The sequence below is a fragment of the Thiobacillus sp. genome (genome assembly GCF_018780105.1).
GTDB lineage: Bacteria > Pseudomonadota > Gammaproteobacteria > Burkholderiales > Thiobacillaceae > Thiobacillus.
Window position 1 is genome coordinate 268,620 of sequence record NZ_JADMKC010000005.1, and the last position, 20,466, is coordinate 289,085.

A 20,466-nucleotide genomic window follows, 5' to 3' on the forward strand; every position below is an offset into this window, starting at 1 on the left:
GCGCTTCGCCGTGTGGGTGAAGACTTGCGGGTGATGACGCGTCTGCCGGTCAGCCTGCAATCCCTTCTTGTCCAGTGCGCAGCCTTGCTTCTGGTTGCACTGCTGGCACTCCTGCTGCGATCCCTGATTCCCTTTCAAGCTGCCCTGTGGCAATTCGCCCTGGTTCAGGGTGCCACGGCTGCGGTCTTGAGCCGCTTGTGGCGGCAACCTGTCTGGTGGCTGCCGCTGCATTTCGGATTCTTCCCCGTCATCGTGTTGGCACAGCAATTCAGTCTGCCTGCCTGGATTTATCTGGCGGCATTTTTGCTGCTGGTGCTGTTTTACTGGAGCAGCTTTCGCACTCGGGTGCCGTTGTATCTGTCCGATCGCAAAGCCTGGGATGCGATCATCCCCCTGTTGCCGCAGGCGACCCCGTTTCGCTTTATCGATATCGGCAGCGGCTTCGGCGATGTGCCGTTCTATCTGGAGTCGCGCTTTCCGCAGGCGCAGTTTTCCGGCACCGAGATTGCCCCCGCACCCTGGCTCATCAGCCGGGTTCGATCCTGGATCAGGCACAGCCGGGTGAGGTTTCTGCGCCGCGACTATGCGGCGCTCGATCTGGCCGGATACGACGTGGTGTTCGCCTTCCTCTCTCCGGCTGCGATGCCGCAACTGTGGCAGCAGGCGCAGTCCCAGATGCGCCAAGGCAGTCTGCTCATCAGCCTGTCGTTCGAAGCGCAGGCGCGGCAACCGGATCTTGTGATCCCCCTGGCTGAAGGCGCGCGTCACACGCTTTACGCGTGGCGCATGTGAACGGACGCCGGAATTCTTCGCCTGCGCAGCATCAAGTTTCGGCCGATCCTGTCGAAATCTCATACGTGGGATCAGGGTTAATCAAGTCGCTGCCCACCGTCGGTGAGACAACCAAAAGGGATGGACGCTCGTGCTAGTCATAGTTGGATATGTTGTTGTCGTGGTTTCTGTGTTCGGTGGCTTTGCACTGGCCGGTGGACACCTGGCCGCATTGTTTCAGCCGCTGGAACTGCTGATGATCGGCGGCGGCGCGGGTGGTGCATTCATGGTGGGCAACAATGCCAAGGCCATCAAGGCAACCCTGAAGGCCTTGCCGACGGTGTTCAAGGGATCGAAGTACACCAAGGCCATGTACATGGACATGCTTGCGCTGCTGTACGAGCTGCTGACCAAGATCCGCAAGGAAGGCCTGATGTCGGTGGAAAGCGATGTGGACTCGCCGGAGAACAGCCCGCTGTTTTCCAAATACCCCACCATCATGGCCGACCATCACATTGTTGAATTCCTCACCGACTATCTGCGCCTGATGGTGAGCGGCAGTATGAATGCCTTCGAAATCGAAAACCTGATGGACAACGAAATCGAAACCCACCATCACGAAGGGGAGGTGCCGGCGCACGTCGTGGCCAAGCTCGGCGACGGCTTACCCGCGTTCGGCATCGTGGCTGCGGTGATGGGCGTGGTGCACACCATGGAATCGGTGAGCTTGCCGCCGGCCGAGCTGGGCATCCTGATCGCTCACGCGCTGGTCGGCACCTTCCTTGGTATTCTGCTGGCGTATGGTTTTGTCGGCCCGCTGTCGGGTTTGCTCGAGCAGAAGCTGCACGAGTCGACCAAGATGTTCCAGACCGTCAAGGTCACCCTGCTGGCCAGCATCAATGGTTATGCACCGGCGATTGCGGTCGAGTTTGGCCGTAAGGTACTGTTCTCGACCGAGCGCCCTTCTTTCAGCGAGCTGGAAGAGCACGTCAAGGGCGCCAAGTCGCGCTGATTTTTTTCGCCAATTTGAGTTTTCCCAGAGCTGAAGTGCATCAATGAGCGAACAAAAAGCGCCCATCATCGTCAAGCGCATCAAGAAGGTGTCCGGCGGCCACCATGGGGGGGCGTGGAAGATCGCCTATGCCGACTTCGTGACGGCGATGATGGCTTTCTTTTTGCTGATGTGGCTGCTGGGTTCGACCGCGAAGGGCGATCTCAACGGCATTGCCGAATATTTCAAGACGCCGCTTAAAGTCGCCATGCAGGGCGGTTCGGGCAGCGGTGATAGTTCGAGCGTGATCAAGGGCGGTGGTCAGGACCTGTCGCGCAAGACCGGGCAGGTCAAGGATGGCGAAGCCGACACCAAGAAAAAGTCCTACAACCTGGAGGCCGCCAAGGCCGAGCTGGAGCGGGTCGAGGCCGAGAAGCTCAAAATGCTGAAAGGGCGGCTGGAAGCGGAAATCGACGCCAACCCCACGCTCAAGCAGTTCAAGCGCCAGCTCCTGCTCGACATCACGACCGAAGGCCTGCGCATCCAGATCGTCGACGAACAGAACCGGCCGATGTTCAACTTGGCAGGCGCTGAATTGCAGCCTTATACCAAGATCATCCTGCGCGAGATCGGCAAGGTGCTGAACGATGTGCAGAACCGCATCAGCCTGTCGGGCCATACCGATGCCACGCCGTATTCGAATCAGGGTCGCGGTTACAGCAACTGGGAACTGTCGGCCGATCGTGCCAACGCTTCGCGACGTGAACTGGTTGCGGGCGGCATGGATGAAGCCAAGATGCTGCGAGTGGTCGGCCTCGCTTCGTCAGTTGCATTCAACCAGGCTGAACCCTTTGACCCGGTCAATCGTCGCATCAGCATCATCGTCATGAACAAGCGCACCGAAGACGCGGTCACCAAGGAAGCCAGCGGCGTCAGCATCGCCGACGAAGCTGCCGTGCGCGACTCCGTTACCCAGGCACACGCCGCCACCCCGGCTCAATGAGCCGCCGGCGCCGTCTGGCGCCAAATAGCAGTACAAAACCCGCTCTATTCCCCTGATCGCCCGGCCCCGGCATGGCCAATAATCCAGTCTAAGAAAGCCCGCCTCGATTTGATTCGTGTGGCGGGCGCCCTCAACAGGTGAATCAGGGATGGCTGAAGAAAGCGATCAGGAAAAGACCGAAGCCCCGTCGCAACAACGACTGGACAAAGCACGCGAAGAAGGCCAGGTGCCGCAGTCGCGTGAACTGGCTACGTTTGTCGTTCTGATGGCGGGCGGTTCAGCGATGTGGATGATGGCCAGCGGCATGGGCCAGACGCTGTCCGGAATCGTGCGCGGCGGCCTGCAGTTCGAACCGGCCATTGCACGCGACAGTGCGCAGGTGATGAACCAGTTTTCGAGTCAGGTGGTTGAGGCGGCGCTGGCCCTCGCGCCGTTTCTGGCCGTGGTCGTGATCGCTACGCTGGCTGCGCCTTTCATGACGCATGGCTGGCTGTTCAGCGCCAAGGCGCTTGCGCCGAAATTCAACCGCTTGAATCCGATCTCGGGTATCAAGCGCATTCTGTCGTCACAAGGCCTGATCGAGCTGGTCAAATCGCTGGCCAAGGTGGGCCTGCTAGGTGTGGTGGCGACCTGGCTGATCTGGTCCAATATCGACGCCATTTTTTCGCTCAGCCTGGAAACGCCTTCTACCGCCATCCGGCACATGGGCGACCTGATCGGCAAGGTGTTCCTGCTGGCCTCGGGCGCCATGATTTTGATTGTGGCGCTGGATCTGCCGTATCAGCTCTGGCATCACTACCACAAGCTGAAGATGACCAAAGAGGAACTGCGTCAGGAAGCCAAGGAATCGGAAGGCGACCCGCACCTCAAGGCGCGCATCCGTGCGCAGCAGCGCGAAATGTCGCGCCGCCGCATGATGAGCGAAGTGCCGACCGCCGATGTGGTGGTGACCAACCCGACTCATTACGCCGTCGCATTGAAATACACCGAAGGCAAGATGGGCGCACCGCGCGTGGTGGCGAAGGGGGCCGACGCCGTAGCCGCCAAAATCCGCGAGCTGGCCGCCGAAAACAGGGTGCCGCTGCTGGAAGCGCCACCGCTGGCCCGCGCATTGTTCCGCCACACCGAGCTTGGCGATGAAATTCCCGCCACGCTGTACACCGCCGTGGCCGAAGTGCTGGCCTACGTGTTCCAGTTGCGTCACTACCAGCAGGTGGGCGGGGTTTACCCGAATGCGCCGACCGCCTTGCCGGTTCCCCCCGAACTTGATCCCTTGCAGGCCACCCCATGAATGGCACGCTGAATTTCTCCAAAACGTTCGCGGCGATGAACCTGAAATCGATGGCCGCACCGATTTTCATCATCCTGATTCTGGCGATGCTGGTGCTGCCGTTGCCCACCTTCCTGCTGGATATCCTGTTCACCTTCAACATCGCGCTGTCGATCATGGTGTTGCTGGTCAGCCTGTCCACCAAAAAGGCGCTCGACTTCGCTGCCTTCCCCACGGTGCTGCTTCTGTCCACCCTGATGCGTTTGTCGCTCAACGTGGCATCGACCCGCGTCGTGCTGCTGGAAGGCCACACTGGCCCGGACGCAGCGGGCAAGGTGATCGAAGCCTTCGGCCATTTCCTGGTCGGCGGCGATTACACGGTCGGTATCATCGTGTTCGTGATTCTGGTGGTGATCAACTTCATCGTGATCACCAAGGGCGCCGGCCGTATCGCCGAGGTCAGCGCACGCTTCACCCTGGATGCGATGCCCGGCAAGCAGATGGCCATCGATGCCGACCTCAACGCCGGCCTGATCAACGAGGACGAAGCACGCCGCCGTCGCGCCGAAGTCGCGCAGGAAGCCGACTTTTACGGATCGATGGACGGTGCCTCGAAATTTGTGCGTGGCGACGCCATCGCCGGCATCCTGATCCTGCTGATCAACATCATCGGCGGCCTCATCATCGGCCTGATGGAACACGACATGTCGCTGGCCGACGCCGCCCGCAACTACACCTTGCTGGCGATTGGCGACGGCCTGGTGGCGCAGATTCCGGCGCTGGTGATTTCGATCGCAGCCGGCCTCATCGTCAGCCGTGTCAGCACCGAAGAAGACATCGCCGGCCAGGTGATGTCCAATGTTTTCAGCAAACCCCAGGCGCTCTACATCACCGCCGCGATTCTGGGCATGATGGGCATGATCCCGGGCATGCCGAATTTCGCCTTCCTGCTGCTGGCCGGCGGCATGGTCTGGCTCGCCAACAAGAGCAGCAAGGCCAAGCAGGCTGTGCCGGAGGAAGTGCCTTCGGCCCCGACCGCCATGGTCGAAAGCCAGGAAGCCAGCTGGGAAGACGTCGCTCCCATCGACACGCTGGGGCTGGAAGTCGGCTACCGCCTGATCCCGCTGGTCGACGCCGCCGCCGACGGCGAACTGGTGCGCCGCATCAAGGGCATCCGCAAGAAGTTCGCCCGCGAAATCGGCTTCCTGCCGCCCGCCGTGCATATCCGCGACAACCTCGAAATCAATCCGAACAGCTATCGCATCACACTCAAGGGCGTGGAAATCGGTAGCGGCGAAGTGCGTACCGGCCAGTTCCTGGCGATCGATCCGGGCAACATCACGGCGACCCTGCCGGGTGTGGCCACGCGCGACCCCGCGTTCGGCCTGCCTGCGGTGTGGATCGACGGCGAGTTGCGCGACCAGGCGCAGGCCATGGGCTATACCGTGGTCGATCCCGGTACCGTGATCGCCACCCACCTGAACCATCTGGTAACGCAGCATGCGGCCGAACTGCTGGGACGCCAGGAAACGCAGGCACTGCTCGACCATCTGGGCAAGAGCGCGCCCAAACTGGTGGAAGACCTGGTGCCCAAGCTGTTGTCGATTTCCATCGTGCAGAAAGTGCTGCAAAACCTGCTGATCGAAGGCGTGGCCATCCGCGACATGCGCAGCATCATCGACACCCTGCTCGAAGAAGCGCCGCGCGTGCAGGATCCGGGCGAGCTCACCGCGCTGGTGCGGGTGGCGCTCGGGCGTTCCATCGTGCAGCAGATTTACGGTTCGGTCGGCGAGCTGCCGGTGATCGCGCTCGACCAGAACCTGGAGCGGCTGTTGATGCAGACCCTGCAGGCCGGCAGCGACGCCGCCGCGATGGAGCCCGGCCTCGCCGATGCCCTGCTGGAACGCACCCAGACCTCAACCCAGCGCCAGGAAGCGCTGGGCCATCCCCCCGTATTGCTGACGCCGGTTGCCCTGCGTCCCTTGCTTGCACGTTTTCTGCGGCGCACCGTGCCGCAACTCAAAGTGCTTTCGCACGCTGAAGTACCCGAAGGCAAACACATCAAAGTCACTTCCCTTGTAGGAGGAGCAGCATGAACGTCAAACGTATCGTCGCCAAAACATCCCGTGAGGCCATGCGCCAGTTGCGCGAAGTCCTCGGGCCTGATGCCGTCATCCTGTCGAACCGCGCCGTCGATGGCGGGGTCGAGGTGCTGGCGATTCCGGCTGAAGACATCGCTGCGATGGCGCCGCCGGTGGTGGATATGCCTACCGCCACTGCGACGCCCGCTGCGGCGCAACGTCCACGCGAAGCTGTGGCCGACGTGCAGAGCGAACCGTTGCCGGAGGTGACGTTCAAGCGCCGTCTGGTGGAACGGGTTGCCCTGCCGAGCCAGGACGGCGCCCAGCTGGCCAAGAGCGTGATCAGCGAAATCAAGATGATGCAGTCGCGGCTGGAAAACCAGCTGGCCGATCTGGCCTGGCGCGACCTGCCCGGACGCGACCCCTCGGGCGCCACTCTGATGCGCGACATGCTGGCGGCGGGCTTCAGCGCCACCCTGGCGCGCGAACTGCTGGACAGCCTGCCGCGCGGCGAGGAACGCAGCGATGCCGAGCAGGCGCAGGTGTGGATGCGCAACACGCTGATGAAGCGCCTGCAGGTGATGCAGAACGAAACCGACATGCTCGACGCTGGCGGCGTGTTCGCCCTGATGGGCCCGACCGGCTCCGGCAAGACCACCACCACCGCCAAGCTGGCCGCACGTTTTGTGGTCCGCCACGGCGCCGGCAAGTTGGCGCTGCTTACCACCGACAGCTACCGGATCGGCGGTCACGAGCAGTTGCGCATCTACGGCAAGATCCTCGGCGTCACCGTGCACGCGGTGCGCGACGCCGCCGACCTGCGCATTGCGCTGAAAGAATTGCGCAACAAGCACACCGTACTGATCGACACCGTCGGCATGAGCCAGCGCGATCAGGCGGTGGCCGAACAGGTCGAAATGCTGTGCCAGGCCGAGCACCCGATCAAGCGCCTGCTGCTGCTCAACGCCACCAGCCACGGCGATACGCTGGACGAAGTGGTGCGCGCCTACCAGTCGCGCGGGCTCGACGGCTGCATCCTGTCGAAAGTCGACGAAGCCGCCAGCCTCGGCCCCGCGCTCGACTGCGCGATCCGTCACCAGCTCAATGTGCACTACCTGGCGACCGGCCAGCGCGTGCCCGAAGACCTGCATCTGGCCAACCGCCAATACCTGATCCATCGAGCGTTCAAGACGCGAACCCTGTCTTCGCCGTGGCAGCTCGACGACAGCGAACTCGCATTCGCCCTGAGCGGCCAGCCGACCCAGCATCGCGAAAGCGCGGTGTCCCATGGCTGAGCTCAAAGGCGACAAGTTCAACAGCGATCAGGCCGCCGGGCTGCGCAGCCTGCTTGGACTGGGCCAGCAGGCCGGGTTTCAGGTGATAACCGTGATGTCGGGGCAGCAGGGCGCGGGCAAGACCGCCGCGACCGCCAATCTGGCTGTCGCGCTGGCGCGCGGCGGACGCGACGTGCTAATCATCGACCAGAGCCACAAGGGGCAGGGCGCCGCCGCCGCGCTCGGACTGACGCCGCGTCACGACGTGATGGACGTGCTGGCCGGGCGCTGCACCCTCGACGCGCTGATTCTCACCGGCCCCGACAACGTGCAGGTGCTGCCGATCGGCGGTGGCTTCAGCCGCCTTGGCCGCCTGTCCGAACGCGATCAGGAATGGCTGGCGCAAAGCTTCAACCAGCTGCAGTGCGGCGTCGACGTGGTACTGGTCGACATGGAAGAGGCCACCGATCCCGACGCGCTGCCGCTCGGTCTGGCCGCCTCCGAAATCATGGTGGTGCTGCCGCCGGGCAACACCGCGATCACGCAGGCCTACACGCTGGTGAAACGCCTGTCGCAAAATTTCGGCAAGCGCCAGTTCCGTCTGCTGCTCAACCGCATCGAATCGCCCGAACAGGCGCAAGCGGTGGCGCGCAATTTTGCGCAGACAGCCGAACGCTATTTGAGTGTGTCGGTGGACTACCTCGGCTATATTCCGTTGGACGAGCGCCTCAACCGCGCCAACCGCTTGCGTACCTCGGTGGTGGATGCCTTCCCGGTCGCGCAATCAACCTCGCAGTTCCGCAAGCTGGCGGATGGTCTGCTGCGCTGGCCGCAGCCCCCCAGCCTCGGCAACCTCGGCGGTTTCATGCAGCGCGTGATCGAAGGCGGTCGTCTGATGGAAGCCTATAGAAGGGGATAAGGGTGTACACCGCGAGCGGAAAAAGCGAAAAAAGCGAACTGCTGACGCACTACATGCCGATGGTCAAGCGGCTGGCGCATCACATGATGGGCCGGCTGCCGCCCAGCGTGGAGGAGGACGACCTGGTGCAGGCCGGGATGATCGGCCTGCTCGACGCCATCAGCCGCTACGACGACGCCCAGAGCGCGCAGTTCGAGGCCTACGCCATCCAGCGCATCCGCGGCTCGATGATCGACGAGCTGCGCCATTCCGACTGGATGCCGCGCACCGCCCGGCAGTCGATGCGCAAGATCGAGGCGGCCATCGGCGCCTTGCAGCACAAGCTCGGCCGGCAACCCAGCGAAACCGAAATTGCCGAGTCGATGAAAATTCCGCTGGCCGAATATCAGGACATGCTGGGCGACGCGCGCGGCCATCAGCTGCTGTATTTCGAGGATTTCGGCGACAGCGACGAGGATGATTCCTTTCTCGACAAGCAATCGGCAGACGAAGCCAGCATGCCCTTGCCCCAGCTGCTCGACGCCAACTTGCGCGCCTGCATCATCCGCGGCATCGAAGCGTTGCCCGAGCGCGAGCAACTGCTGATGTCGCTGTATTACGAACAGGAACTCAACCTGCGTGAAATCAGCGAAGTCTTCGGCGTCACCGAATCGCGCATCTGCCAGCTGCACGGCCAGGCGATCGCGCGTATTCGCACCAAACTCAAGGAGGATGCATGGATCGTGGCAGTCTGATTGGCCTCGGCCTGGGACTGGTCGCCATACTCGGCGGCCAGGCGATGGAAGGCGGGCATATCGGCCTGTTCCTGCAACCGGCAGCCTTCGTGATCGTCGTCCTCGGCACCCTGGCGGCGGTGCTGCTGCATTTTCCCCTGCCGGTTTTCCTGCAAGGCATGCGCATGTCCAAGTGGGTGTTCCGTCCGCCCGAATCCGATGCCCCGGCGCTGATCCGCCGGATTGTTCTGTGGTCCGGCGCCACGCGCAAAGAGGGCGTGCTGGCGCTGGAGCGGCATGTCAACATGACCCATGACCCGTTCCAGAAAGGCGCCCTGCAGTTGCTGGTGGATGGCGCGGACGCCGACAAGCTGCGCGAAACCCTCGAGGTGCAGATCAACCAGTTTGAAACGACCGAGCGTCAGGCCGCGCGGGTGTGGGAATCCGCCGGCGGTTATGCGCCGACCCTGGGGATTCTGGGCGCGGTGATCGGCCTGATCCACGTCATGGAAAACCTGTCCGACCCGAGCCGGCTGGGGGCGGGCATCGCGGTCGCCTTCGTCGCCACCATCTACGGTGTGGGGCTGGCCAACCTGGTCTTCCTGCCGATCGCCAACCGGATCAAGTTCACCATCGCGCGCCGCGTCACCGAGCGCGAGATCGTTTGCGACGGCCTCATCGGTATCGCGCACGGCGACAACCCGCGCATCATCGAAGCGCGCCTGAAAGGCTATCTTTGATGCGCAAGCAGCGGCGGATCAATTACGACCATGAAAACCACGACCGCTGGCTGATTTCCTACGCCGACTTCATCACCCTGCTGTTTGCCTTTTTCGTGGTGATGTACGCCATTTCCGCCGTCAACGAAGGCAAATACCGGGTGCTCGCCCATTCGCTGGGCGACGCCTTCGGCAAGGCGCCCACTGGCGAAGACGCCAGCGTGCCGGAGTTGCCGACCGTCAAACTGCCACCCGAGGTCAAACAGCGCACCCTCAAACAACAGCAACGCTTTGAAGAACAGACGCACATGACCGATGTGGCGAGCACGCTGCTGGCGGCCATGGGACCGCTGGTGAAGGAGGGCAAGGTCAAGGTCACGCAGAGCCGGCGCGGCATCAGCATCGAAATCAACGCCAATGTCCTGTTCGAGCCGGGGCAGGCACAATTGCATCCGCATTCGCTGCAAGTGCTGCAAGCCGTGGCCGCGGCCTTGAAGAACGAACCGTTCAAGCTCGAAGTTACCGGCCACACCGACAACGTACAGATCAGCAATTCGACCTTTGCCTCGAACTGGGAGCTTTCCGCGATGCGCGCCACCAGCGTGGTGCGCCTGCTGGCGGCCAACGGTATCGATTCGGAGCGCCTGCTGGCGATCGGCAGCGAGGCGAGCAAGCCGATCGCCTCCAACGACACCGAAGATGGGCGGGCGCGCAACCGCCGCGTCGAATTGATGGTGCTCTCCAGCTTGCCGGATACCGTGGAAGAAATCCCGCTTGCGCAGCCCGCGGCCAAGACTGCAAGCCCGATCCGGCCTTGAAAACCCGCCGATAAGCCCGATACTTCGGGTTCGGCTGTCCGAATCCAACGAGAATCAAGACCTCATGCCCCATTCCGCTGCGCCCGAAGGCGAGCCTTCAGTCGAGCTGCAACTGCCGGTCGATCCGCTGTTGCCGAACGAGCTGTACCTGCTGCCGCTGACCGAAAAGCCCTTTTTCCCCGCGCAAACCATGCCGCTGCTGATGAACGAAGCGCCATGGCTGACCACGGTCGAGGCCATCGGCGAATCCAGCCACCACATGGTGGGGCTGGTGGTGGTTAAGCCCGACAACACCGACGAAGTGAAGCGCGTGGATTTCCGCAATATCGGTACCCTGGTGCGCATCCATCACCCGGTTCGCTCCGACGGCAAGATGCAGTTCATCGCCGAAGGCCGCCGCCGTTTCCGCATTGTCGAATGGCTGTCCGAGACGGCGCCGTTCAAGGTGCGGGTCGATTATCCGAACGAAACCGGCAAGCCGGAGTCCGAGGAAATCCGCGCCTATTCCATTGCGATCATCAATACGATCAAGGACTTGCTGCCGCTTAATCCGCTTTACTCTGAAGAGTTGAAGTTCTTTCTCAACCGCTTCGGGCCGAACGAACCGTCGCAGCTGACCGACTTTGCCGCCAGCCTCACCACCGCATCGAAGCAGGCCTTGCAGGACGTGCTGGAAGCCTTCGCGCTGAAAAAGCGCATGGAAAAAGTGCTGGTGCTGTTGAAGAAAGAGCTCGACGTGGCGCGTCTGCAATCGGACATCCGCGACAAGGTCGACGAGAAGATGACCGAGCAGCAGCGCGAGTTTTTCCTGCGCCAGCAGCTCAAGGCGATCCAGAAGGAACTGGGCATCGCCAAGGACGACAAGACCGCCGAGCTCGACACCTTCAATGAACGCATCGCCAAACTGAGCCTGCCCGAGGCGGCCAGAAAGCGCATCGACGAGGAAATGCACAAGCTGGCGCTGCTGGAAACCGGCTCGCCCGAATACAGCGTCACCCGCAACTATCTCGACTGGCTGACCGTGCTGCCGTGGGGCGTGCACACCCAGGACAAGATCGATCTCGACTATGCGCGCAAGATCCTCGACCGCGACCACGATGGCCTCGACGACGTCAAGGACCGCATCATCGAATTCCTCGCGGTGGGCGCGATGCGCGGCGAAATGGCGGGATCGATCCTGCTGCTGATCGGCCCGCCCGGCGTCGGCAAGACCTCGATCGGCAAATCCATCGCCGAAACCCTGGGACGCAAGTTCTACCGCTTCTCGGTCGGCGGCATGCGCGACGAAGCCGAAATCAAAGGCCACCGTCGCACCTACATTGGCGCCATGCCGGGCAAGTTCGTGCAGGCACTGAAAGAAGTCGGCTCGGCCAACCCGGTCATCATGCTCGACGAAATCGACAAGATCGGCGCCAACTACCAGGGCGACCCGGCCTCGGCGCTGCTGGAAGTGCTCGATCCCGAGCAGAACGCCGATTTCCTCGACCACTATCTCGACGTCCGCTTCGACTTGTCCAAGGCGCTGTTCATCTGCACCGCGAACGGTTTCACCATCCCCTCGGCGCTGCTCGACCGGATGGAAGTCATCCGCCTGTCGGGCTACATCACCGAAGAAAAAATCGCCATCGCCAAGCACCACCTGTGGCCGCGCGTGCTGACCCGCGCCGGCCTCAAGAAGAACCAGCTCACCATCAGCGAAGGCGCGCTGCGCCATGTGATCGACGGCTACGCGCGCGAAGCTGGGGTGCGCAATCTGGAGAAGCAGCTGGGGCGGGTGGCGCGCAAGGCCGTGGTCAAAATCCTCGGCGGCGCGGCCACGCCGATCAAAATCGGCATCAAGGAAGTCGAGGCCTACCTCGACAAGCCGGTGTTCACGCGCGAAAAGCCGATGAGCGGTGTCGGCATCGTCACCGGTCTGGCGTGGACCGCCATGGGCGGCACCACGCTGCCGGTCGAGGCCAGCCGCATCCATGGCCTGACGCGCGGCTTCAAGCTGACCGGCAAGCTCGGCGACGTGATGAAGGAATCAGCCGAGATCGCCTACAGCTTCGTGGTTTCGAACCTGAAAACCTTTGCGGCCGATGACAAGTACTTCGACAGCAGCTTCATCCACCTGCATGTGCCGGAAGGTGCCACCCCCAAGGATGGCCCCAGCGCCGGGATCACCATGGCGACGGCGCTGCTTTCGCTGGCGAAGAAAGCCCGCATCAGCCGCCCGCTGGCGATGACCGGCGAACTCACGCTTACCGGCCAGGTGCTGCCGGTCGGCGGTATCCGCGAGAAGGTCATCGCGGCCCGCCGCGTCGGCATCACCGAGCTCATCCTGCCGGACGCCAACCGGCGCGATTTCGACAAACTGCCCGATCACATCCGCGCAGGCCTGACCGTGCACTTTGCCAAGCGCTATCAGGACGTAGCGGCGGTGGTGTTCGGCACGCCTGCAGCCGCAGGGCGAGGGTAGGGCGGTTTATCCGCCGCAATGCTGGGCGTGATAGCCACGGCGCTGCACTTCATGCAGCAGCATCCCGGTCGGAATACGGTCGGGGTTATAGGTCACGATCATCAGGTGGGGCGTGCGCGGACTGAAACCCGGTGAGATCACGCCGTCGATACCGCGCATTTCATCCTCGAGTGCATGCCTGCCCTGCGCGTCCAGTGTTTCATCGACATGCAGCACGACGTCGGTCATATACATGGTCCACTCCTTTCGACTCCAATAGCGAACGGCTTTAAGCCTAGCGTGCGACGCTGCCGGAACCAATCACGAAATCTGATGGCGCTGGCATCAGAAAAACTGAAGGACAGGCCGTGCCGCCACACCGGGGATTTGGAAACCGTCGAGTCGGGTAAAATGCCGGCATGAACGCCGCCGAACTGATGAATCCAGCGCTCCTCGAAACAGTCGCCGTACCTGTTATCAAGGTGCATGGCGAGCTGTTTACCGACCTCCCGCAGGATCTCTACATCCCGCCGGACGCGCTGGCGGTGTTTCTCGACGCCTTCGAGGGCCCGCTCGACCTGCTGCTCTACCTGATCCGCCGCCAGAACCTGGACGTGCTGGACATCCCGATGGCGGCGCTGACCCGCCAATACATGGCCTACGTGGAAGCCGCCCGCGCCACCCGGCTCGAACTCGCCGCCGAATACCTGCTGATGGCCGCGATGCTGATCGACATCAAGTCGCGCATGCTGCTGCCGCGCCGCGAGCAGGCCGAGGAGGCGAACGAGGTCGACGACCCGCGTGCCGAACTGGTGCGGCGCCTGCTCGAATACGAGCAGATGAAGCTCGCCGGCCAGCACGTCGATGCCATGCCGCAGGCCGGGCGCGATTTCCATACCGCCAGCGTGTTCATTCCCGCCGTATCGAAGCAGCTGCCGAGCATCCATCCGGAAGAACTCGCCGCCGCCTGGTTGGCCATCCTGTCGCGCGCCAAGAACCGCACCCATCACCGCATCGGCCGTCAGGAACTCTCCATTCGCGAACACATGAGCCGTATCCTGAAGCGGTTGACGCCCGGAGAGTTCATGGAATTCAAGGACTTGTTTCCGGAGTCTTCGACCGTACATGAACTTGTGGTCACGTTCCTGGCGGTGCTGGAACTGACCAAGGAAACCCTGCTCGATGTCACCCAGGCCGAGCCTTTCGCCCCCATTTACGTGAAGCTTCATACCAGCATCCATGAACCTGCAGCCGAATGATTCTCCCGACGATTTGAAGCGCGTGCTGGAAGCCGCGTTGCTGGTGGCGGTGGAACCGCTGTCGCTGAACGAGCTCAAGCGCATGTTCGAGCCCGACGAGTCCGCCCCCGGCATGCCCGGCGATACCTTGCGCCAGGCGCTCGAAGGCCTGCGTGCCGACTGGCAGGGTCGCGGCGTGGAACTGGTGCAGGTGGCGGACGGCTGGCGTTTCCAGACCCGCCCCGAAATGCAGACCTGGATCGCGCGGCTGAAAAACGAGAAACCGCCGCGTTATTCGCGCGCCGTGCTGGAAACGCTGGCCATCATCGCCTACCGCCAGCCGGTGACGCGCGGTGACATCGAGGATATCCGCGGCGTATCGGTCAATCCCCACATCATCAAGACGCTGGAAGAACGTGGCTGGATCGAGCCCATCGGCCACCGCGATGTGCCCGGCCGGCCCACGCTGTTCGGCACCACCGACCACTTTCTGAGCGACCTCAACCTGCGCGCCCTGTCCGAATTGCCGCCGCTGGAAGAGCTGGGCACCCTGGTGACGCCGGACGAAACTGCATTGATTCCGGAATTACGGGCCGAATTGCTGGACAATGGCACCCCCCAGACATTTGGCGCAGTAATCGAGACTGCCTGCGCTGTCATCGAGACTCCCTGAATATGGCACGCCCCTTATCCCCCATCCGCCGTTCGCCGAATGCCCCCATGGGGCGGGCGGCGAGCCGCCTGCAGCAGGCCGTCGCGCCCGAGGCCAGCAGCGAGCGGCTGCAAAAGGCCCTGGCCTCCGCCGGCGTCGGCTCGCGTCGCGAAATGGAAGAGTGGATTGCCGAAGGCCGGGTGCAGGTCAACGGCGAAACCGCGACCATTGGCAGCAAGGTCGGCCCGCGCGACGTGGTCAAGGTCAGCGGCCGCCGCATTTATCTGCGTTTTGACGAGAAACGCACCCGTATCCTGATTTATCACAAGTCGGACGGCGAGATCGTCAGCCGCGATGATCCCAAGGGGCGCGCCACCGTGTTCGACGCCCTGCCCAAACTGCGCGGCGCCAAGTGGATCGCGATCGGCCGGCTGGACTACAACACCGACGGCCTGATGATTTTCACCACCAATGGTGAGCTGGCCAACAACCTGATGCACCCGCGTTTCGAAGTCGAGCGCGAATACGCCGTGCGGGTACTGGGCGAGCTGACCGAAGAGATGATTGCGCAGTTGATGGCCGGCGTGGAACTCGACGACGGCCCGGCGCACGTCGAAAGCTGTTTTGCCGGCGGTGGCGAAGGCGTCAACAAGTGGTATCGCGTCATCATCAAGGAAGGCCGCAAGCGCGAAGTGCGGCGCCTGTTCGAGCATTTCGGCCTGACCGTGTCGCGGCTCACCCGTGTCCGCTTCGGCCCGATTGCACTGCCCCCGCAATTGCGGCGTGGACAGAAAATGGAAATCGACGACGAACTGGTCGCCCGCGTGCTCGAATGGGCCGGCATGGCGCCCAGCCCGCGCCGCCAGATGCGCGGCGTGCCCGACAAACACACGCGCAAGCCGCGCATTCGCTGAAACAGCGTGCCGGTCAGCTTTCGGCTAGTGTCGTGAACCGGAAATAGCGGAACAAATAAAACGGATGGATTTTTTCGCAGGGCAAGGCGCGAGGAGGCGACATAGCTGGCTCTATGGCAACGACGAGCAACGCCGCCATGCGGAAAAAGACGCCGTTTTATGTTTTGATATTTCTGGTTTACGACACTAGCGCTGAACGTAGACCGAGGTGTTCGACAAAAGGATCAAAATCCCGGTCGCTGTACAGAAGGGGTAGCCCGCTCTCGATGCAGCGCGTGGCAATCACCGTATCGATGGTCTTGCGAACGGTTATCCCAAGTGATCGCAAGGTACGAAAATTCTTTGCAGCCTGGATGGCCATTGCCTGTCCCGCCAAGTCCACGATCACCAGAGATGTCATCAGCTTCTCGGCTTGTTTGAAATCCCGGTCGCTGGAAAAACCCTGCAGCACTTCGGTCAAGACGAGGTTGCCCGTTGCGATGGGCTCAATGCCAAGCAGCGAATCCAGTTTGTCTGTCTGGGGCGTCACGGTTCCCCTGAAATAGTCTATCCAGACGCTGGAATCGACCAGAATCACTTGTCTATCCGCATGGCATCAAGATCGCCTTGCCAATCGAGCTTGCCACGATAGCGTTTGATCTCCTCTTGCTGCTTGAGCCGCAACAGGGTACGCAGTCCCAGTTCCACGGCTTCCCGCTTGGTCTTCAATCCGGTTGCCTGCAGGGTGCTTTCCATGAGCTGGTCGTCGATCACGATATTGGTGCGCATGATGTGTATCCTTTCGAATATCTATGCACATGGTAGGCCGGCTTCAGTGATTGAACAAGCCTCCTGGCCAGCCCGGAAATGCAAAGGCCTGCGCACATAACGACGCAGGCCATGGTCTGGAGTTGGACGGGCTTATTTTTCGGTCAGTTTCTTGATCACGCCCGCCGCCCACTCGCGGCCGCCCAGCCCGAACGCCAGCGCAAATGCCAGGCCGATCGCGCCGAAGCCGATCTGGAAGGCGGCGGTCAGCAGGGTGGTGCCGATCGCCAGCTGTTCCAGCGCGACGAACACCACGAAGATGATGACGCCGTATTCTGACAGCGTGCTGATGGTGAGCGCGCCTTGCACGCCCATGTTGTTGAGATAGGCGAACACCAGGCGGTTGATGAAACGCGCCACCAGCGTGCCGAACACCAGCACCAGAATGGCGACGATGATGTTGGGGATGTAGAGCACGATCTTGTTGAACAGCTCGGCCACCATGTGCAGCCCGAGGCTGTTGGCGACGGTGACGATGACCACGAAGATGATGATCCAGTAGGTGAGTTTGCCGAGCAGGCGCGACAGCGACACATCGAGATTGCCTTGCTTGAGGAAGGCCTCGATGCCGGTCTTCTCCGCCAGGCTGTCGAATTTCAGCATGTCGAGCAGCTTCATCACGCCGGTCTTTGCCAGATTGGCGAGCAGCCAGCCCACAAACAGCAACACCAGCGCGGCGATCAGCTGGGGCACGAAGCCAGCCAGCTGGGTCCAGAAAGAGGTAAGTGAAGCGACGAACACATCGAGTTGCTGTTGCATGGTTTGCTCCTGTGTCAGAGGGGAAGAATGCAGGGCGGCCAGCCTGGGCCCCGTTGTGGCCGGGACATTATAGACGCAGCCGATTGCCGGCCTTGTTACGTTGTCCGGTCAGCGATGCGGGCGTGGATTCAGCCCGGCAGATCTTCCTGCCGCAGCATGAAAACGAACTGGTCGCCGCTTTCGGTTTCCAGCCAGGTGAAGGGCAGGGTGGGGTAGGCCGCTTCGAGCACGTCGCGGTTGTGGCCGATTTCCACCACCAGCAGGCCGCCCGGATTGAGGTGCGATTGGGCCTGCGCCAGGATCAGCCGGGTGGCGTCCAGACCGTCGATGCCCGAACCCAGCGCCAGCGCGGGTTCGGCCTGGTATTCCGCGGGCAGCGCAGCGACCGATTCGGCGTTCACATACGGCGGATTGCTGATGATGAGATCGTAGTGGCGGCCCGACAGCGCCTTGAACAAATCCGACTCGATCAACTCGATCCGGTCCTGCAGGCCGTAATCGGCGACGTTGCGCGCGGCGACATCGAGCGCGTCGCGCGACAGGTCCACCGCGTCGATGCGGGCATCGGGAAACGCCAGCGCGGCCAGGATGGCGAGGCAGCCGGAGCCGGTGCACAGGTCGAGCGCGCGGCTGACGTTTTCCGGCGTCTCGACCCACGGGGACAACTGCTCGGGCAGCAGCTCGGCGATGAAGGAGCGCGGCACGATCACGCGCTCGTCCACGTAAAACCGGCTGCCGGCCAGCCAGGCTTCGTGGGTGAGGTAGGCGGCGGGGATGCGCTCGCGCACGCGGCGCTCGATCACGGTTTTCACCTGTTCGGCTTCGGCGTGGGTGAGGCTGGCATCGAGAAAGGGATCGAGCCGGTCGAGCGGCAGATGCAGCGTGTGCAGGATCAGATAGGCCGCTTCGTCGAAGGCGTTGTCGGAGCCGTGGCCGAAAAACAGCTTCGATTCATTGAAACGCGACACCGCAAAGCGCAGCCAGTCGCGCAGGGTGATGAGGGATTCGGTGTCGTCGAATCCAATGTCGTCGGAGCCAGTCATGTCAGCAGTTTTTCCAGAGTTTTTTGGTAGATCGCCGCCAGCGGCTCGATGTTTTCCACCGCGACGTGTTCGTTGATTTTGTGGATGCTCATGTTGAGCGGCCCGAACTCGACCACCTGCGGGCAGATATCGGCGATGAAGCGGCCGTCCGAGGTGCCGCCGGTGGTGGACAGCTCGGGCGTCACGCCGGTGACCTCGCGGATGGCGTCGGAGAGGTGCTCGCACAGCACGCCGCGCGGCGTCAGGAACGGCCGCCCCGAAAGGTGCCAGTCGATTTCGAAGTCGAGGCCGTGGCTGTTGAGGATTTCGTGCAGCGCATCCATCAGGCCTTCTGCGGTGCTGGCGGTGGAAAAGCGGAAATTGAAATCGATCACCAGCGTGCCCGGGATCACATTGCTTGCGCCGGTGCCGCCGTGGATATTGGAGATTTGCCAGGTGGTGGCCGGGAAATAGGCGTTGCCTTCGTCCCACATGGTGTCGGCCAGTTCGGCAATGGCGGGCGCGGCGAGATGGATCGGGTTTTTGGCCAGATGCGGGTAAGCGATGTGGCCTTGCACGCCCTTGATGGTGAGCTTGCCGGACAGGGAGCCACGCCGTCCGTTCTTGATGGTGTCGCCGAACTCGGCGGCGCTGGTGGGCTCGCCAATAATGCAGAAATCGAGAAACTCGCCGCGTGCCCTCAGCGTTTCCACCAGCTTGACCGTGCCGTCGGTCGCCGGGCCTTCCTCGTCCGAGGTGATCAGAAAGCCCAGCGAGCCCGGATGATCGGGATGGGCGGCGACGAAGCGTTCGGTGGCGGTGACAAAAGCCGCGAGCGAAGTTTTCATGTCGGCCGCGCCGCGCGCGTAGAGCTGGCCATCGCGTACCGTGGGTTCGAAAGGATCGGACTGCCAGCGTTCCACCGGCCCGGTCGGCACCACGTCGCTATGGCCGGCAAAGCACACCAGCGGCGCGACGTGGCCGCGGCGCGCCCACAGGTTGTCGACGCCATTGTGGCAATGCCGCTCGATGTGAAAGCCGAGCGCCTGCAGCCGCTGCGCGATCAGGTCGTGACAGCCGGCGTGATCCGGCGTCAGCGATTTGCGGCGCAGCAGCTCGACGGCAAGTTCGAAAGTTTCATTTGCCATCGAACGCGCTCTCGATGACTTTGACGATGTCGGCTTCCAGCTTTTTGGCCAGCGCCTCGCCGGGGCTGCCGGCGGCAATCGCCGACGGCCGGGCGAAATACACGGTCGACACGCCGTCCTTGTGGGTCAGCGTGATGTGCAGCGGGCACAAGGCCAGCAAGGCCGGGTCGGCGTTGGCGATTTCATTGGTGGCGCGCGGCTTGCAGAACACCAGGCTCTTCATGGTGCTGAGCTGGTTGCGGTTGTAGTCCGCGCCGAGCGTGTCCTTCATGCCCGCCAGGCTGCGCCCCATGTCGGGCTCGAAAATCACATAGAAGCCGTTCTTTTCCAGCGTGGCGTAGAGCAGCGTGTAGGCCGCGTCGGCGGGCAGGCGGGCGCTGTGCGTATAGATCGCAGGGGCGGCAGCCGTGGCCGGCAGGGCAAAGCCCAACATCAACGCCAGTCCGAAAGCGTGGATCAACGAAGCGAAGCGGGGGGGCAATCGCATGGCAGAAACTCCGTAATGATTTTTTTATAGATGCTTGAAGAGGCTTTGGTATTGCGCCTCGTCGAAGCCCAGATGATACCTGCCTTCGACTTCGAGCACCGGGCGCTTGATCACGCTGGACTGCGCCTGCATCAGCGCCAGCGCGCCGGCGGCGTTGCCTGCAGCGGCTTTTTCGGCATCGCTGAGTTTGCGCCAGGTGGTGCCGCGCGTATTGAGCAGCGCCTGCCAGCCGGTTTGCGCGGCCACGCCGGCGAGCCAGTCGGGGTCGACGCCCTGTTTCTTGAAATCGTGAAACACCACGTCGAGCTGACGTTCGGCCAGCCAGGCGCGGGCTTTCTTGACGGTGGTGCAGTTGGGAATGCCGTAGAGTTTCATGGGAATCGCGGGGGGTTATATCGTTGGAACGTCCGGGCCGGCCAGCCAGCATCCGTACGCAAACG

The 20,466-nt window shown here is 62.5% G+C and carries 22 protein-coding genes; 14 read left to right on the plus strand and 8 right to left on the minus strand.

Going from position 1 to position 20,466, the window contains the following annotated elements:
* Positions 1-12: 12 nt before the first annotated feature.
* From IV098_RS05605 to lon, 11 genes are all read left to right on the plus strand, one after another.
* Positions 13-792, plus strand: coding sequence for a trans-aconitate 2-methyltransferase (locus IV098_RS05605; RefSeq protein WP_296886852.1), 780 nt, complete (start codon positions 13-15; stop codon positions 790-792).
* Between the two features lie 130 nt (positions 793-922).
* Positions 923-1,783, plus strand: coding sequence for a flagellar motor stator protein MotA (gene motA / locus IV098_RS05610; RefSeq protein WP_296886854.1), 861 nt, complete (start codon positions 923-925; stop codon positions 1,781-1,783).
* Between the two features lie 43 nt (positions 1,784-1,826).
* Positions 1,827-2,765: a flagellar motor protein MotB gene (motB, locus tag IV098_RS05615; protein ID WP_296886856.1), complete on the plus strand. Its 939-nt coding sequence runs from the start codon at positions 1,827-1,829 to the stop codon at positions 2,763-2,765.
* 148 nt (positions 2,766-2,913) lie between these two features.
* The gene (flhB, locus tag IV098_RS05620) at positions 2,914-4,056 is read left to right on the plus strand and encodes a flagellar biosynthesis protein FlhB (protein WP_296886858.1); all 1,143 of its coding nucleotides are present in this window, start codon (positions 2,914-2,916) and stop codon (positions 4,054-4,056) included.
* Positions 4,053-6,131: a flagellar biosynthesis protein FlhA gene (flhA, locus tag IV098_RS05625; RefSeq protein WP_296886860.1), complete on the plus strand. Its 2,079-nt coding sequence runs from the start codon at positions 4,053-4,055 to the stop codon at positions 6,129-6,131. The genes flhB and flhA overlap by 4 nt, the downstream gene beginning before the upstream one ends.
* Positions 6,128-7,411 carry a flagellar biosynthesis protein FlhF gene (gene flhF / locus IV098_RS05630; RefSeq protein WP_296886862.1) on the plus strand — a complete coding sequence of 428 codons (1,284 nt, stop codon included), beginning with the start codon at positions 6,128-6,130 and terminating at the stop codon, positions 7,409-7,411. Before flhA ends, flhF begins: the two co-directional genes overlap by 4 nt.
* Positions 7,404-8,309, plus strand: a complete 906-nt coding sequence (locus IV098_RS05635) for an AAA family ATPase (protein WP_296886864.1) — start codon at positions 7,404-7,406, stop codon at positions 8,307-8,309. Before flhF ends, IV098_RS05635 begins: the two co-directional genes overlap by 8 nt.
* Positions 8,310-8,311: 2 nt before the next feature.
* On the plus strand, positions 8,312-9,043 hold the full coding sequence (locus IV098_RS05640; RefSeq protein WP_296886866.1) for an RNA polymerase sigma factor FliA: 732 nt from the start codon (positions 8,312-8,314) through the stop codon (positions 9,041-9,043).
* Entirely contained in the window at positions 9,025-9,762 is a 738-nt protein-coding gene (locus IV098_RS05645; RefSeq protein ID WP_296886868.1) for a flagellar motor protein, read from the plus strand. The genes IV098_RS05640 and IV098_RS05645 overlap by 19 nt, the downstream gene beginning before the upstream one ends.
* Positions 9,762-10,559, plus strand: a complete 798-nt coding sequence (motD, locus tag IV098_RS05650; RefSeq protein ID WP_296886870.1) for a flagellar motor protein MotD — start codon at positions 9,762-9,764, stop codon at positions 10,557-10,559. Before IV098_RS05645 ends, motD begins: the two co-directional genes overlap by 1 nt.
* A gap of 64 nt (positions 10,560-10,623) precedes the next feature.
* The gene (gene lon / locus IV098_RS05655; RefSeq protein ID WP_296886872.1) at positions 10,624-13,020 is read left to right on the plus strand and encodes an endopeptidase La; all 2,397 of its coding nucleotides are present in this window, start codon (positions 10,624-10,626) and stop codon (positions 13,018-13,020) included.
* 6 nt (positions 13,021-13,026) lie between these two features.
* Here lon and IV098_RS05660 read toward each other — a convergent pair whose 3' ends face one another.
* On the minus strand, positions 13,027-13,254 hold the full coding sequence (locus tag IV098_RS05660) for a hypothetical protein (RefSeq protein ID WP_296886874.1): 228 nt from the start codon (positions 13,252-13,254) through the stop codon (positions 13,027-13,029).
* A gap of 164 nt (positions 13,255-13,418) precedes the next feature.
* Between IV098_RS05660 and IV098_RS05665 the strand changes: the two genes are divergently transcribed.
* Genes IV098_RS05665 through IV098_RS05675 form a run of 3 tightly spaced genes read left to right on the plus strand, consistent with a single transcriptional unit; the run spans position 13,419 to position 15,803 of the window.
* Entirely contained in the window at positions 13,419-14,258 is an 840-nt protein-coding gene (locus IV098_RS05665) for a ScpA family protein (RefSeq protein WP_296886876.1), read from the plus strand.
* The gene (gene scpB, locus IV098_RS05670; RefSeq protein ID WP_296886878.1) at positions 14,239-14,910 is read left to right on the plus strand and encodes an SMC-Scp complex subunit ScpB; all 672 of its coding nucleotides are present in this window, start codon (positions 14,239-14,241) and stop codon (positions 14,908-14,910) included. The genes IV098_RS05665 and scpB overlap by 20 nt, the downstream gene beginning before the upstream one ends.
* A 2-nt stretch (positions 14,911-14,912) precedes the next feature.
* Positions 14,913-15,803: a pseudouridine synthase gene (locus IV098_RS05675; protein ID WP_296886881.1), complete on the plus strand. Its 891-nt coding sequence runs from the start codon at positions 14,913-14,915 to the stop codon at positions 15,801-15,803.
* 178 nt (positions 15,804-15,981) lie between these two features.
* Here IV098_RS05675 and IV098_RS05680 read toward each other — a convergent pair whose 3' ends face one another.
* The 7 genes from IV098_RS05680 to IV098_RS05710 form a co-directional block, all read right to left on the minus strand.
* The gene (locus IV098_RS05680; RefSeq protein ID WP_296886883.1) at positions 15,982-16,380 is read right to left on the minus strand and encodes a PIN domain nuclease; all 399 of its coding nucleotides are present in this window, start codon (positions 16,378-16,380) and stop codon (positions 15,982-15,984) included.
* A complete protein-coding gene (locus tag IV098_RS05685) occupies positions 16,377-16,571 on the minus strand; it encodes a type II toxin-antitoxin system VapB family antitoxin (RefSeq protein ID WP_296886885.1) in 195 nt (64 codons plus the stop codon). The genes IV098_RS05680 and IV098_RS05685 overlap by 4 nt, the downstream gene beginning before the upstream one ends.
* A 132-nt stretch (positions 16,572-16,703) precedes the next feature.
* Complete coding sequence (locus tag IV098_RS05690; RefSeq protein WP_296886887.1) at positions 16,704-17,369, minus strand: hypothetical protein; 666 nt, start codon at positions 17,367-17,369, stop codon at positions 16,704-16,706.
* Positions 17,370-17,497: 128 nt separating this feature from the next.
* A complete protein-coding gene (gene prmB / locus IV098_RS05695; protein ID WP_296886889.1) occupies positions 17,498-18,412 on the minus strand; it encodes a 50S ribosomal protein L3 N(5)-glutamine methyltransferase in 915 nt (304 codons plus the stop codon).
* Positions 18,409-19,539: a succinyl-diaminopimelate desuccinylase gene (gene dapE / locus IV098_RS05700; RefSeq protein WP_296886891.1), complete on the minus strand. Its 1,131-nt coding sequence runs from the start codon at positions 19,537-19,539 to the stop codon at positions 18,409-18,411. Before dapE ends, prmB begins: the two co-directional genes overlap by 4 nt.
* The gene (locus IV098_RS05705; RefSeq protein ID WP_296886894.1) at positions 19,529-20,026 is read right to left on the minus strand and encodes a DUF302 domain-containing protein; all 498 of its coding nucleotides are present in this window, start codon (positions 20,024-20,026) and stop codon (positions 19,529-19,531) included. The genes dapE and IV098_RS05705 overlap by 11 nt, the downstream gene beginning before the upstream one ends.
* Positions 20,027-20,050: 24 nt before the next feature.
* Positions 20,051-20,401 carry an ArsC family reductase gene (locus IV098_RS05710; RefSeq protein ID WP_296886895.1) on the minus strand — a complete coding sequence of 117 codons (351 nt, stop codon included), beginning with the start codon at positions 20,399-20,401 and terminating at the stop codon, positions 20,051-20,053.
* Between the last annotated feature and the right edge of the window lie 65 nt (positions 20,402-20,466).